Consider the following 13,326-nt stretch of genomic DNA (forward strand, 5'->3'; position numbering starts at 1 on the left):
AGCGCGCACGTGTCGGAGAACCGAGTTCGAGGAGGACAGTGCCCATGCCCATCGCCACGGTCGACCCGGCCACCGGTGAGACGCTCAGGACCTTCGACGCGCTCGGAGCCGATGAGATCGAACGGCGCCTCGCGCTCGCCAGGAGCGCTTTCGCCGAACACCGACTCACCGACTTCGGCCGCCGCGCGCAGCTCCTGGACCGAGCCGCCGATCTGCTCGGCGACGACGAGGAGGAGATCGCCCGCACCATGACCACCGAGATGGGCAAACCCATCGCGGCGGCCCGTGCGGAGGCGGCGAAGTGTGCCAAGGCGATGCGCTGGTACGCCTCCCACGCCGAGAAGCTCCTCGCCGACGAGCACCCCGACGCCGCCGATGTGAAGGACTCCGGGGCCTCCCGGGTCGTCGTCCGCTACCGGCCGCTCGGTGTCGTGCTCGCCGTCATGCCCTGGAACTTCCCGCTCTGGCAGGTCATGCGGTTCGCCGCCCCGGCTCTGATGGCCGGCAACGTCGGACTGCTCAAGCACGCCTCCAACGTCCCGCAGACCGCCCTGTACATGGAGGATCTCTTCCTCCGCGCGGGCTACCCCGAGGGGTGTTTCCAGACGCTGCTGGTCGGTTCCGGCGCGGTGGAGGGCATCCTGCGCGACAACCGGGTGGCCGCGGCGACGCTGACCGGCAGTGAGCCCGCGGGCCGCTCGGTGGCCGCCATCGCCGGCGACGAGGTGAAGAAGACCGTCCTGGAGCTCGGCGGCAGCGACCCGTTCATCGTGATGCCGTCCGCCGACATCGACCGCGCCGCGGCCACGGCCGTGACGGCCCGGGTGCAGAACAACGGGCAGTCCTGCATCGCCGCCAAGCGCTTCATCATCCACACCGACGTCTACGACGCCTTCGTGGAACGCTTCACCGGAAGGATGCGCGAACTCACCGTCGGCAACCCGCTGGACGAGTCCGTGCAGGTCGGCCCGCTCGCCACCGAGCAGGGGCGCGCCGACGTCGAGGAACTCGTCGACGACGCGCTGGAGCGCGGCGCGACCGCGCTGTGCGGCGGTGGGCGCCCCAAGGGACAGGACCGCGGCTGGTTCTACGAACCCACCGTTCTGGCGGATGTGACCGAGGAGATGCGCATCCACCGCGAGGAGGCGTTCGGCCCGGTGGCCACCGTCTACCGGGTGGCCGACGCGGAGGAAGCCGTCGCGCTCGCCAACGACACCCCGTTCGGCCTGAGTTCCAACGCCTGGACCCGGGACGCGAGCGATGTGCGCCGCTTCGAGCGGGACATCGAGGCGGGTGGCGTCTTCTTCAACGGCATGACCGCCTCCCACCCCGCACTGCCCTTCGGCGGCGCCAAGCGCTCCGGCTACGGCAGGGAGCTCTCCGACCACGGCATCCGCGAGTTCTGCAACATCACCACGATCTGGCACGGCGCAGCACCCGACCGCGCGAGCTGACGCCGACAGGAGCCCCCACCCATGGACGACGCCACCGCACCCGCCCCGGAAGGCCTCGGCGACACGGAACTGGCTGCCCTGGACGCCCACTGGCGGGCAGCCAACTACCTCGCCGTCGGCCAGATCTACCTGATGGCCAACCCGCTGCTCACGGAGCCCCTGCGACCCGAGCACATCAAGCCGCGGCTGCTCGGCCACTGGGGCACCTCACCCGGGCTGAACCTCGTCCACACCCACCTCAACCGGGTGATCAAGGCCCGCGGCCTGGACGCGCTCTGCGTCTGGGGCCCGGGCCACGGCGGGCCGGCCGTCCTCGCCAACTCCTGGCTGGAAGGCACCTACTCCGAGACGTACCCCGACGTGAGCCGTGACGCGGAGGGGATGGAACGGCTGTTCCGGCAGTTCTCCTTCCCCGGCGGGGTGCCCAGCCACGTCGCCCCCGAGACGCCCGGATCCATCCACGAGGGCGGCGAACTCGGCTATGCGCTGGCCCACGCCTACGGCGCGGCCTTCGACAACCCGCACCTGGTGGTGACGTGCGTGATCGGCGACGGGGAGGCGGAGACCGGGCCGCTCGCCGCGTCCTGGCACTCCAACAAGTTCCTCGACCCCGTCCACGACGGCGCCGTCCTCCCCGTCCTGCACCTCAACGGCTACAAGATCGCCAACCCCACCGTGCTCGCCCGGCTGCCCGAGGCCGAACTGGACGACCTGCTGCGCGGCTACGGTCACGAACCCCTCCATGTCACGGGCGACGACCCCGCGACCGTGCACCGTGCCATGGCGGCGGCCATGGACAAGGCCCTGAACCGCATCGAGGAGATCCAGCGCACCGCCCGCAGGGACGGCGTGCAGGCGCGTCCCCAATGGCCGATGATCGTCCTGCGTACGCCCAAGGGCTGGACCGGACCCGCCGAAGTCGACGGCCTGCCCGTCGAGAACACCTGGCGCGCCCACCAAGTGCCGCTGTCCGGTGTCCGGGAGAACCCCGAGCATCTGCGGCACCTCGAGACCTGGCTGCGCTCCTACCGCCCCGAGGAGTTGTTCGACACCGCGGGCCGGCCCGTGCCGCAGGTGCTCGCCTGCGTTCCCGGCGGCGGGCGGCGGCTCGGCGCGACACCGCACGCCAACGGCGGACTCCTCGTCCGTGAACTGCCGTTGCCCGCCCTCGAAGAGCACGCCGTCGCCGTCGACAAGCGGGGCACCACGCTCCACGAGCCCACCCGGGTGCTCGGCACCCTGCTGGCCGATGTGATGCGGACGACCGCCGAACGACGGGACTTCCGCGTCGTCGGCCCCGACGAGACCGAGTCCAACCGTCTCGGCGCCCTGTACGACGTCACCGGCAAGGCCTGGCAGGCAGAGGTGTACGCCACCGACGAGCATCTCGCCCGCGACGGACGGGTGATGGAGGTGCTGTCCGAGCATCTGTGCCAGGGCTGGCTCGAGGGCTATCTGCTGACCGGCCGCCACGGCCTGTTCTCCAGCTACGAGGCCTTCGCCCACATCGTCGACTCCATGGTCAACCAGCACATCAAATGGCTCAGGACCTCCCGCAGACTGACCTGGCGCCGGCCCATCGCCTCGCTGAACTACCTGCTGACCTCGCACGTCTGGCGGCAGGACCACAACGGCTTCTCGCACCAGGACCCGGGCTTCGTCGACCACGTCCTCAACAAGAGCCCCGAAGTCGTCCGCGTCTACCTCCCCCCGGACGCCAACACCCTTTTGTCGGTGGCCGATCACGCGCTGCGCAGTCGGGATTACGTCAACGTCATCGTCGCCGGCAAGCAGCCCACCTTCGACTGGCTCAGCATGGAGGAGGCCCGCGCCCACTGCGCGCGCGGCGCCGGAGCGTGGCCGTGGGCCGGTACGGAGGACGGCACCCGCGAACCCGACGTGGTGCTCGCGTGCGCGGGCGACGTACCGACCCAGGAGACGCTGGCGGCAGCGGAACTGCTGCGACGGCACGCCCCGGAGCTGTCCGTACGGGTGGTCAACGTCGTCGACATGGCCCGGCTGATGCCGCACGAGGAACACCCGCACGGCATGACGGACCCCGAGTACGACGCCCTGTTCACCCGGGACCGGCCGGTCATCTTCGCATACCACGGCTACCCCTGGCTGATCCACCGCCTCGCCTACCGCCGCACGGGCCATGCCCACCTCCATGTCCGCGGCTACAAGGAGGAGGGCACCACCACCACGCCGTTCGACATGGTCGTCCGCAACGACCTGGACCGCTTCCGGCTGGTGATGGACGTCGTGGACCGCGTGCCGGGGCTCTCCGTCCGGCTCATCGCGCTGCGCCAGGCGATGGCCGACATGCGCAGCCGCCACCACGACTGGATCCGCGAGCACGGCACCGACATGCCCGAGGTCGCCGACTGGACCTGGGGCAGCTCCGCGGGAGCCGAGGAGGCGCACGTCTGGCGGGGCGGCGAGTGACCGTCCCGCCGTTCGCGGGTATCGCTGACGGCAGCCGGCGCCCGGGCAGCTCCGAGCGCATCAGGAGCTCCGCGCTCACCCCGTTCGGCGCCGTGCCGCAGGAGCGGTGATGGCGCGGGACTGCACATGCTCGTACACCATGGTCGACTGCACGTCCGCGACCTCTCGCCGCTCGGTGAGCCGGTCGATGACGAAGGCGTACAGGCCGTTCACATCGGGGACGGCGACATGGATGAGGAAGTCGAACGGCCCCGATGTGACGAACAGGCCGATGGTCTCCGGCAGTTGGGCCGCCCATTCGCGGAACCCCTCGATGACCGGACGGGACGGCGGTCTGATCCGGACCGAGATCAGGGCCTGCACCGGCCGTCCGACGGCCGACAGGTCGAGCGCCGCGTGATAGCCGCCGATGACGCCGCGCTCGCGCAGCGACTTGACCCGCTCCAGGGAGGTGGAGGGGGAGACACCGGTCTTGGCCGCCAGATCGCGGTTCGTCTGCCGTGCATCGTGCTGCAGCTCCCGCAGAAGAGCCCAGTCGAGCGCATCAAGTTCCATGAATACTCTCCTTTGCCTGATGACGTTCGGCAGGACTCCCCAGAGTACGCATGAGTGCTTAGCGTTTCGCGGTATGACCGATCACCACGACGCGGCGGCCGCTCGGCTGCCCCGCACCGACGTACGCACCGACATCCCGACCCGACAGGCACCGCTGAAATGGGTCGTCGTCGTCGACCAGGACCTTCCCGCGGGGAGGGCGGCGAACGCCGCGGCCTGCATGGCCGCGGCGGTGGGCAAGGCCCTGCCCGATCTTCTCGGCAGCGACGGCCACGACGGCTCCGGCACCGCGCACGCGGGACTGCCCTGGGCGGGCTGCTCCGTGCTCGCCGCCGACGCCGCGACCGTCCGGGAACTGCGGGAGAAGGCCGTCGGCAAGGAAGGCTTCTTCGTCGCCGACATGCCCGAAGCCGCACAGACCTCACGCGTCTACGACGCATACCTCGACCAGCTGGCCGGCACGAAGAGGGAGGATCTGACCTACCTCGCCGTCAGCTTCGTCGGACCGCGCAACCAGGTCGGCAAGCTGGTCGGCAAACTGGCCCTGCTCTGAGCCTGGCGGGAACCGCGGTCAGCCGGCCACGTGCAGTACGAGCTTGCCGCGAGTACGGCCCTGCTCGCCCCGGCGGTGCGCCTCGGCCGCCTCCGCCAGCGGCAGCACGTCCTCGACCTCCACCCGGACCGTGCCCTCGTCGATCAGCGCGGCGATACGGGCGAGCGAGGGGCCGTCCGGCTCCACCAGATACGGCTTCGCCACCAGGCCCCGGGCCTCGGCCGCGGCGACCAGTTCGGGCGAGACGCCCGACGGCACGGCGACCAGCGTCCCGCCGGGGCGCAGGGTCTCCAGCGACCGGGTGCTGGTCTCCTCCACGCCGTCGCCGATCAGATCGATGGCGACGTCCACGTCCTTCACCGCGTCCTCGAACCGGACCGCGGTGTAGTCGACGAGCTCGTCCGCTCCGAGCGAGCGCAGCCAGTCGTGCTTCGCCTCGCGTGCGGTGCCGATCACATACGCGCCGAGGTGCTTGGCGAACTGCACGGCGAAGTGGCCCACGCCGCCCGCCGCCGCGTGGATCAGCACCCGCTGCCCCGGCTCGACCCGCGCGGCGTCGACCAGTGCCTGCCAGGCGGTGAGCCCGGCCAGCGGCACGGCGGCCGCCAGGTCGTGGCCGACCGTCGACGGCTTGCGCACGAACTGCCGTGCCGGGGCCGTCACATACTCGGCGTACGCGCCGGCCTGGCGCGGGAACCACGGCATGCCGTACACCTCGTCGCCGACCTCCAGGGTGTGGACACCGAAGCCGACCGCCTCCACGACGCCCGAGACGTCCCATCCCAGGACGAACGGCGGCTCGCCGAGGACACCGGCCATGCCGCCGCCCTCCCGCGTCTTCCAGTCCACCGGGTTCACACCGGCCGCGTGCACGCGCACCAGGATCTCGGTGGGCAGGGGCTCCGGCCGTGCCACATCGGCGAGGCGCAGAACATCCGGGCCCCCGAAGGTGTCCTGGGTGATCGCGCGCATGGTCGGGCTGCTGGTCATGTACATCTCCTGCGAGAAAGGTCCGGGGGTGCGGGCGCACGGCCCCGGCGGGCTGGTCGACAACGCCGGAAAGCTACCCCCGGGGTAGTGGTAACCCGCAAGGACATCTACTATCCCTGAGAAAGTATTGAGGTCACAGCACTGCCGAGGAGACGTCCATGCCCATACCCTGCACCACGGGCCAGCACGCGGACCACGATGTGTACGCCTCGCTGTGCCCGTGCCGGGACATCCTGGACCTGATCGCGGGCAAGTGGTCGGCCCTCGCGATCGGCGCCCTGGAGGAGGGCCCGCAGCGCTTCGGCGCGGTGCAGCGGCGGCTCCAGGGAGTCAGCCCGAAAGTGCTGACCAACACCCTGCGGAAGCTGGAGGCGCACGGCTTCGTCGAGAGGACTGTCTACCCGGCCGTACCGCTGCATGTCGAGTACGCGCTCACCCCGCTGGGCCGCGGTGTCGCCGAACCTCTCGGGCAGCTGCGCAGCTGGGTGGAGCTGCACCTCCACGAGATCCGCGGCACCGACTCCTGCGCCCCCGCCCCGGTCTGACCCGGGGCGTCGACCGCCCTCCGCCTCAACTGCCCCCGGCCGTCGCGAACGGCACCTGGGAGACGGCCTGCGCGGCAGATGCCTGCGGATGGGCCCACAGACCGCGCGACCGCAGACGCGGCAGCACCCCCTCGCCGAACCAGTAGGCCTCCTCCAGGTGCGGATAGCCGGACAGCACGAACTCCTCGATGCCGAGGGCCCGGTACTCATCGATCCGGTCGGCGACCTCGTCATGGCTGCCGACCAGCGCCGTACCGGCACCACCGCGGACCAGGCCGATACCCGCCCACAGGCCCGGCGAGATCTCCAGTTCGTCGCGTCGGCCGCCGTGCAGCGCGAGCATCCGCCGCTGTCCCTCCGACTCGCTGCGTGCCAGCCCGTCCTGGACGGCGCGCACGGTCGCCGGATCGAAGCCGGCGAGAAGCCGGTCCGCCTCCGCCCAGGCCTGGTCCGAGGTGTCCCGGGTGATGACATGCAGCCGGATGCCGAATCGCACCGTGCGACCCTCCCGTGCCGCGAGCCGGCGGATCCAGCCGATCTTCTCCGCCACGGCGGCAGGCGGCTCACCCCACGTCAGATACACATCCGCGTGACGGGCGGCCACGGTGCCCGCGGCGGCCGAGGAGCCGCCGAAGTACACGGGAGGGACGGGATCCGGCAGCTGGGCGAGCTTCGCGTCCGTCACCCGCAGGTGCTCGCCGTCCAACGTGACCGACCTGCCGGCCCACAAGTCCCGCACGATGTGCAGGAATTCACCCGTGCGTGCGTAGCGGGCGTCCTTGTCCAGATAGTCGCCGTACGCCCGCTGCTCATGGCTCTCACCACCGGTGACGACATTGAGCAACAGCCTGCCGCCCGACTGCCGTTGATAGGTGGAGGCCATCTGCGCGGCGAGCGTCGGGGAGACGAAGCCGGGACGGAAGGCGACGAGGAACTTCAGCCGCTCCGTCTCGCGGCTGATCATCGCGGTGGTGAGCCAGGCGTCCTCGCACCATGCGCCCGTCGGCGTCAGTGCGCCGGTGAAGCCGAGGTCCTCGGCGGCGCGGGCGATCTGGGAGAGATAGCCGATCGTCGGTGGACGCTCGGCATGCGCGGCGCCGGCGGGCGCGCCGTGCCCGCCGCCCACGACATGGCGGCTGTCGCCGCTGGTGGGCAGGAACCAGTGGAAGGTGAGGGACACGGGTCTCCGTTCGGTGTCGTCGTCGGGTCCTCGGTGGCGGGAGTCGTCAGCCGGCCGCGGCGAGCACGGCGGTCCGGCCGAGCGCCGAGGAGAACTGGTCGACGACATGGTCGAGCGCCTCGGACGCGTGCGGCGCGATGGCGAGCCCGCCGTCCTCCTGGACGGTGATGTCCTTGTCGAGCGTGAACCAGCCCTGGACGACATGGGCCGCGCCCATCGAACTCAGCACAGGCCGCAGGGCGTAATCGATGGCCAGTACGTGTGCGGTGGTGCCGCCCGTCGCGAGGGGCAGCACGGTCTTGCCGGTGAGCGCGTACTGCGGCAGCAGATCGAGGAGCGCCTTGAGCACACCGGAGTACGAGGCCTTGTAGACCGGCGTTCCGATGACCACTCCGTCGGCGCGCGCGAAGAGTTCGGCCGCCGCCACGATCGCCGGATGCTGGAAGTCGGCGCCCAGCAGCGCCTCCGCCGGGACGGTACGGACGTCGAACGGGAGCACTTCATGGCCCTGGAGGGCCAGTCGAGCGTCCAGATGGCGCAGCAGACGGCCGGTGCGGGAGGTCGCGGAGGGGCTGCCGGAGACGGACAGGACGGTGGCCATGGGAATTCCTTCGGGGAGTGGGTGGGCCGACTGCTGCCGCGTCATCTCGATGCGTTCGGGCAGGCGGAACGACGATGCGGGGAACAGCCGGATTCAGGCGCGCAACCGTGGGGGAACGGCGCGGAATTGTTCACGCGCCGGCAACAGAGGAAATCCCCGGACCCGGAACCCCCGAGGGGCCGGTGGTGCGGGGATTCGGCCCGTCAGCGGGCCGTGACGCAGCAACAAGAGGCGCTGGAGACACGGGCGAGGTCGACATGGCGTCGCCGTGTGAGGTCCAGTCGCGTCTGCATGTCCACGATTGCAGCAAGGCGACGACGGTGAGTCAAGCAATCCGTGATCGGTCTCGTATACCGGACCGGCCGCCTCGAGCCCGTCCACGGGCGCCGGATGCCCAGGGAGTGTCGCGCAGCACGCCCTGCGACCCGCACTTCCGGCACCACGGATCCGGCTCGGCGACGCGGCACTCGATCACCGCCTGATCCGGCTCAAGGCGTTGCCCGCGGCTCCCGGACCGAGTTCATCGATACGGCGGTACCGATCACTCCGTTGAAACGGGGTTCCTGCGCCGGTTGGCATGAAAGCGCGCCTTCTTCTGGCGATTCCCGCACGTGTTCATGTCGCACCATTTGCGGGTACGGCTTTGGCTGGTGTCGAAGAAGGCGGCTCGGCAGGTCGGCGATGCGCACAAGGCCAGCTTTCCGTCCCGTTCGCCGGCGATGATGCTGACCGCGTCGGCGGCGATCACGCTGAGGGCATCTTCCACGCAGGAAGCCGAGCCGAGCCGCCATTGCCGCTTGCCCTCGGGCGTCAGGATGGCCGCGGCCCGACCCTGCGCGCTGCGCTCATTGATGACGTGGACGGCGGACGCGGGGAGAGCGTCCTGGATCGCGGCCGCTGTGGCGGCGGCGTGAATCGACTCCCTCAGTTCCCGGGCGAGGTCGAGCTGGGCGGTGGTGCAGGAGTCCACGGCGAGGCCGCTCACCGCCAGCCAGTCGACGAGTCGGTGCGGCGTGGGGATGCGCTCCACGGCGTCGCCGTGACGCTCCGACAGCGTCCCCGTGAAGCTGGTCGCCAGCACGGAGCCGAGGCGGAAGTCAGGGAACTCAGGAGGCATGGAACCACCTTAGCCGGTTGCACGCCGGCATAGAGGCGAGGTAGAACCGTCTTAGCCGGTTCTCGAAGGTCATGGCCGGTTCCGCGATGGCCAGGAGGTGTCATGCCCCGCCCAACCAGCGACGTGCAAGCATGCGAAGCCCACGCAACCGACGCCGACCTCGACGATCTGCGCGCTCGACTGGCCGCGGCGCGGCTTCCGGAGGCTGAGACGGTCCACCGCAGCGCGCCCGGCCCTCGCCGATGGGACCAGGGCGTTCCTCTCGCAGACCTGGTCGGTGTCGTGAACTACTGGCGTACCGGGTACAACTGGCGCTCGTTCGAAGAGCGCCTCGACCGAATCGGCCAGTTCCGCACGACCGTTGACGACCTGGGTATCCACTTCCTGCACCGCCGATCCCCGCGGGCAGATGCCACTCCTCTGATCCTGACGCACGGCTGGCCGGGCAGCATCGCCGAGTTCGTCGATGTGGTGGACGAGCTGGCAGATCCGAAAGATGCGGACAGGCCGGCGTTCCACGTCGTGGTCCCGTCGCTGCCAGGCTTTGGGTACAGCGACAAGCCGGCCACCACCGGGTGGGGGACCGAAAAGATCGCGGCCGCATGGGTGGAACTGATGGGAAGGCTCGGATACAGCAAGTTCCTGGCCCACGGCGGCGACTGGGGAGGGAATATCACCACGGTTCTCGGCGGCAGGTTCCCGGCGCACGTTCTCGGCATCCACTCGACGTTCGCGGAGGCGCCGCCCGGGTCGACAACGGACGGGCTGACGGCGGCCGAGCGCACATGGACCGAGGAAACCCGCGATTTCTGGCGCCACCGCGCGGCGTACGCGAAGCAGCAGGCCACCCGACCGCAGACCATCGGCTACTCGCTCGTCGACTCACCGGTCGGGCTTCTTGCGTGGATCCTGGACAAGTTCGCGGAGTGGTCGGACACCGAGGACAGCCCGTTCGAGACGATTTCCATCGACCGCGTTCTTGACGACGTCACCCTGTACTGGCTGACGCGGACCGGCGCGTCGGCGGCCCGCATCTACTACGAGAGCCACAACTCGCTGGATCCCGGCCTTCGGGTCGACGTCCCGTCAGCAATCAGCATGTATCCCCGCGACATCGAGAAGTGTCCGCGCCCCTGGGCGCAGGAGCGGTACCGGCAGATCGTCCGATGGAGTTCGCCCGGAGCCGGAGGACATTTCCCGTCGCTGGAAGTGCCCGAGTATTTCGTCCAGGATCTGCAAGAGGGCCTCGCGGCAGTGCTCGCCGCTCATCGGTGAACGCGGCTGGGTGCCGGCACTCGATCACCGCCTGATCCGGCACAAGCGGAGCGTGTCGGGACAGCCCTTAGCACCCGCCACCGGAAACCGCATCCCGGGCGGGCCCGGCTGCGCGCCTGACGGGCAGATGGTAGGACGGTCATGAGGGTCGGCAGTGGGCGGGACAGCAGCTGAGCACCTCCGGCGTCCCCTTCCCCTCCCGTTTCCCCTCCGGTACCCGATGACCTGCCTGCACGGAGAGGCTCGCTCATGGCCGAGGAACGGTTCGCACCGCAGGGGACAGCTGCGTCCGGAGCGACGAACGGCTCGTTCCCCTCGCGCGATCAGGAATCCGACGCAGTGACCGACCTTCGGCGTACCGGCATCGACCCGAATTTCTGGTACCCGGTCGCCGTCTCGAAAAGTGTCCGCAAGAACAAGACCTTCGCGGCCACCTTCGCCGGTGAGCGGATCGCCCTCTATCGCGGCGCGAGCGGTAAGGTCTATGCGCTGGAGGACCGCTGCGCCCACCGCCAGGTGCCCCTGAGCATGGGCGTCGTGGAGGGCGAGGCTCTGCGCTGCTGCTATCACGCCTGGGCCTATCGCGGAAACGGCCGTATCTCGCAGATTCCCTATCTGCCCAAGGGCGTCGACCGGCCGCCCCGCGGTGTGCGCGCCTATCCGATCCGCGAAGCCTACGGCCTGGTCTTCGTCTTTCCCGGTGACCCGGAAAGGGCGGCGACGGCAACGCTTCCCGAACTGCCGGAATTCGCCTCGGCCGGGCACAGGACCATGACGTTCTCGCGAACCGTGCGGTGCCACTACACGTTCATGCACGAGAACCTCCTCGACATGAACCACCAGTTCCTGCACCGGGGCGTCCTCGGCAGGATCCAGCCGCAGCTCCTCGGCTTCGACACCGGTCCGCGGTCGGTGGAGGCCCGGTATCTGTTCGTTCCCGCCGGCGGGAAGAAGGACCGCGGTGCCGGTCTGCTGTCCGCCGAGGGCATCGGCGGCGCCAACTCGCCCGATGTCGTCACCATCCGCACCGAGTACCCCTACCAGACCCTCCGGACGGTTCCGCAGAACGCCGAACTCCCCGCGTTCTCCCTCTGGGCGGCCTATGTACCGAAGGACGTCGAGCAGCGCATCACCCATGTCTACGGCCTGCTGATGATCGCGAAGCCGCCGATCCCGGGAGCGCTGCATGCTGCCTGGCCCCTCATCCGCCGTTTCACGGAGCGGGTGTTCGCCCAGGACCGGATGGCCGTCGAGGCGGAACAGCGGGCCTGGGACGAGCAGGGCGCGGACTGGAATCAGGAGGTCTTCCCCCTGATCCGCGACGTCCGCGACGTGCTGCGCACCAACGGCGTGCCCATCCGCCCCGAGTCCGCACTGTGCGGAGCCGCCGCGTTCTGCGGCAACGCGATGCTCAACGGCGCCGCACCGCACGCCGGTCGGAGCCACGCCGGCTGACTCCGACCGTGCGGCCGTGCTCAGTCGGCGCACTCCAGTGACGTGAGGTCGATCGCGTCGGCCATTGCCTGCATCCCCTTGTCGTTCGGATGCAGATGGTCGCCGCCGTCGAAGGTCGGCAGCAGCTTTTCCCCGTCGTACGGGCTTCTCAGTGCCCGGTCGAAGTCGGCCACCGCGTCGAACAGTCCGCCGGTCCGGATGAAGTCGTTGACCTCCTTGCGTACGGCCTCCTCGGCGGGCCCCCATTCGGACCAGCCCTTGAACGGCAGCACCGTCCCGCCCACCACACAGGCGCCCGCCGCACGGGCCCGGGCGGCGATCTCGCGGTAACCGGCGATGAGATCGGCGGCCGTCACCCCGGAGTGGGCCTTGATGTCGTTGATCCCCTCGAAGACGACGACGGTCCGCACGCCCGCCTGCGACAGCACGTCCCGGTCGAGGCGGCGCAGGGCGCTCTGTCCGGCGCCGTCCGCGAGGACCTTGTTGCCCGAGATCCCCTCGTTCGCCACGCCCCGCACGCTGCCCTGGGCGGCCTGGAGCCGGCCGGCCAGATAGTCGGGCCAGCGACGGTTCCTGTCCACCGATGACTGCCAGCCGTCGGTGATCGAGTCCCCGAGGGTGACGACGGCACCCGCGCCGGGCGCCGCCTCCACGGTGAGTGCGTCGAGATAGAGCCAGGAGCCGCTCTGCTCAGCGAAGGTGTCCGCGCCGGACTCGGCCGCGTGGTCGCCCGTGGCCGCGTACGACGTCTGCAGGGCCATGCCGTGGCCGGTCGCGGGGCCGCCCGCGTCCCGCACGTACAGACTGATCGCCAGATTGCTCCGGGCCTTCACCGCCCCCGGCAGCGGATCGCTGTAGCGCACCTCGCCGGGCGCGAGCGTCACGGACCGGGAGCCGGCGAAGGTCAGCCGCCGGTTGCTCCCGGGCACCAGCGCTGCTCCGCGCGCCGGGACGCCCGCGTAGGCGGCCCCGAAGGCCACGGGCCGGTCCCCGAAGGCGTTGGACAGCCGGATCCGCAGTCCGCGTCCGCCCGCGCTGGTGTGGACGACGAGGCGGTGGCTGCGGTCGGCGACGGCGTCGCCCATCCGGTCCGCGCTCGCCGCCCAGGTCACCACCTGTGGGTGCGCGGCAGTCGGTACCGGCGTGGTGGCCG

General features: G+C 70.3%; 12 protein-coding genes and 1 pseudogene. 6 read left to right on the forward strand and 7 right to left on the reverse strand.

Going from position 1 to position 13,326, the window contains the following annotated elements; all coding sequences use genetic code 11:
• Window positions 1–44 precede the first annotated feature (44 nt).
• On the forward strand, window positions 45–1,454 hold the full coding sequence (locus RPQ07_RS32745) for an NADP-dependent succinic semialdehyde dehydrogenase (RefSeq protein WP_313947846.1): 1,410 nt from the start codon (window positions 45–47) through the stop codon (window positions 1,452–1,454).
• A gap of 21 nt (window positions 1,455–1,475) precedes the next feature.
• Window positions 1,476–3,902, forward strand: a complete 2,427-nt coding sequence (locus tag RPQ07_RS32750; RefSeq protein WP_313947847.1) for a phosphoketolase family protein — start codon at window positions 1,476–1,478, stop codon at window positions 3,900–3,902.
• Between the two features lie 75 nt (window positions 3,903–3,977).
• On the opposite strand, the gene RPQ07_RS32755 is transcribed toward RPQ07_RS32750, so the two are convergent.
• A complete protein-coding gene (locus RPQ07_RS32755) occupies window positions 3,978–4,457 on the reverse strand; it encodes an Lrp/AsnC family transcriptional regulator (RefSeq protein WP_313947848.1) in 480 nt (159 codons plus the stop codon).
• Between the two features lie 73 nt (window positions 4,458–4,530).
• Between RPQ07_RS32755 and RPQ07_RS32760 the strand changes: the two genes are divergently transcribed.
• Window positions 4,531–5,010, forward strand: coding sequence for a DUF2000 domain-containing protein (locus RPQ07_RS32760; RefSeq protein ID WP_313947850.1), 480 nt, complete (start codon window positions 4,531–4,533; stop codon window positions 5,008–5,010).
• A gap of 18 nt (window positions 5,011–5,028) precedes the next feature.
• On the opposite strand, the gene RPQ07_RS32765 is transcribed toward RPQ07_RS32760, so the two are convergent.
• Entirely contained in the window at window positions 5,029–6,000 is a 972-nt protein-coding gene (locus tag RPQ07_RS32765) for an NADP-dependent oxidoreductase (RefSeq protein ID WP_313947851.1), read from the reverse strand.
• A 158-nt stretch (window positions 6,001–6,158) separates the two neighbouring features.
• Between RPQ07_RS32765 and RPQ07_RS32770 the strand changes: the two genes are divergently transcribed.
• Complete coding sequence (locus RPQ07_RS32770; protein WP_313947852.1) at window positions 6,159–6,545, forward strand: helix-turn-helix domain-containing protein; 387 nt, start codon at window positions 6,159–6,161, stop codon at window positions 6,543–6,545.
• Between the two features lie 25 nt (window positions 6,546–6,570).
• Here RPQ07_RS32770 and RPQ07_RS32775 read toward each other — a convergent pair whose 3' ends face one another.
• The 4 genes and pseudogenes from RPQ07_RS32775 to RPQ07_RS32790 form a co-directional block, all read right to left on the reverse strand.
• Entirely contained in the window at window positions 6,571–7,725 is a 1,155-nt protein-coding gene (locus RPQ07_RS32775) for an LLM class flavin-dependent oxidoreductase (protein WP_313947853.1), read from the reverse strand.
• A 46-nt stretch (window positions 7,726–7,771) separates the two neighbouring features.
• Window positions 7,772–8,326, reverse strand: coding sequence for an NADPH-dependent FMN reductase (ssuE, locus tag RPQ07_RS32780; protein ID WP_313947854.1), 555 nt, complete (start codon window positions 8,324–8,326; stop codon window positions 7,772–7,774).
• 400 nt (window positions 8,327–8,726) lie between these two features.
• Window positions 8,727–8,905, reverse strand: a pseudogene (locus RPQ07_RS32785) (ISL3 family transposase); the annotation flags it as partial.
• Window positions 8,868–9,443, reverse strand: coding sequence for a CGNR zinc finger domain-containing protein (locus tag RPQ07_RS32790; RefSeq protein WP_313947855.1), 576 nt, complete (start codon window positions 9,441–9,443; stop codon window positions 8,868–8,870). The pseudogene RPQ07_RS32785 and the gene RPQ07_RS32790, both read right to left, overlap by 38 nt.
• 102 nt (window positions 9,444–9,545) lie before the next feature.
• On the opposite strand from RPQ07_RS32790, the gene RPQ07_RS32795 reads away from it, so the two are divergent.
• Both RPQ07_RS32795 and RPQ07_RS32800 read left to right on the forward strand, forming a co-directional pair.
• Window positions 9,546–10,718, forward strand: coding sequence for an epoxide hydrolase family protein (locus RPQ07_RS32795; protein WP_313947856.1), 1,173 nt, complete (start codon window positions 9,546–9,548; stop codon window positions 10,716–10,718).
• Window positions 10,719–10,967: 249 nt separating this feature from the next.
• Window positions 10,968–12,173, forward strand: a complete 1,206-nt coding sequence (locus RPQ07_RS32800) for an aromatic ring-hydroxylating dioxygenase subunit alpha (protein ID WP_313947857.1) — start codon at window positions 10,968–10,970, stop codon at window positions 12,171–12,173.
• Window positions 12,174–12,193: 20 nt separating this feature from the next.
• On the opposite strand, the gene RPQ07_RS32805 is transcribed toward RPQ07_RS32800, so the two are convergent.
• Window positions 12,194–13,285, reverse strand: a complete 1,092-nt coding sequence (locus RPQ07_RS32805) for an SGNH/GDSL hydrolase family protein (RefSeq protein ID WP_413777800.1) — start codon at window positions 13,283–13,285, stop codon at window positions 12,194–12,196.
• Window positions 13,286–13,326 lie beyond the last annotated feature (41 nt).

The organism is Streptomyces sp. AM8-1-1, from assembly GCF_032229325.1.
Classification (GTDB): Bacteria; Actinomycetota; Actinomycetes; order Streptomycetales; family Streptomycetaceae; genus Streptomyces; species Streptomyces achmelvichensis.

Bases quoted from the DNA above. Each gene is read 5' to 3' on its own strand.
- RPQ07_RS32745 (WP_313947846.1), top strand. From the start codon at position 45: ATGCCCATCGCCACGGTCGACCCGGCCACCGGTGAGACGCTCAGGACC.
- RPQ07_RS32750 (WP_313947847.1), top strand. From the start codon at position 1,476: ATGGACGACGCCACCGCACCCGCCCCGGAAGGCCTCGGCGACACGGAA.
- RPQ07_RS32755 (WP_313947848.1), bottom strand. From the start codon at position 4,457: ATGGAACTTGATGCGCTCGACTGGGCTCTTCTGCGGGAGCTGCAGCAC.
- RPQ07_RS32760 (WP_313947850.1), top strand. From the start codon at position 4,531: ATGACCGATCACCACGACGCGGCGGCCGCTCGGCTGCCCCGCACCGAC.
- RPQ07_RS32765 (WP_313947851.1), bottom strand. From the start codon at position 6,000: ATGACCAGCAGCCCGACCATGCGCGCGATCACCCAGGACACCTTCGGG.
- RPQ07_RS32770 (WP_313947852.1), top strand. From the start codon at position 6,159: ATGCCCATACCCTGCACCACGGGCCAGCACGCGGACCACGATGTGTAC.
- ssuE (WP_313947854.1), bottom strand. From the start codon at position 8,326: ATGGCCACCGTCCTGTCCGTCTCCGGCAGCCCCTCCGCGACCTCCCGC.
- RPQ07_RS32790 (WP_313947855.1), bottom strand. From the start codon at position 9,443: ATGCCTCCTGAGTTCCCTGACTTCCGCCTCGGCTCCGTGCTGGCGACC.
- RPQ07_RS32795 (WP_313947856.1), top strand. From the start codon at position 9,546: ATGCCCCGCCCAACCAGCGACGTGCAAGCATGCGAAGCCCACGCAACC.
- RPQ07_RS32800 (WP_313947857.1), top strand. From the start codon at position 10,968: ATGGCCGAGGAACGGTTCGCACCGCAGGGGACAGCTGCGTCCGGAGCG.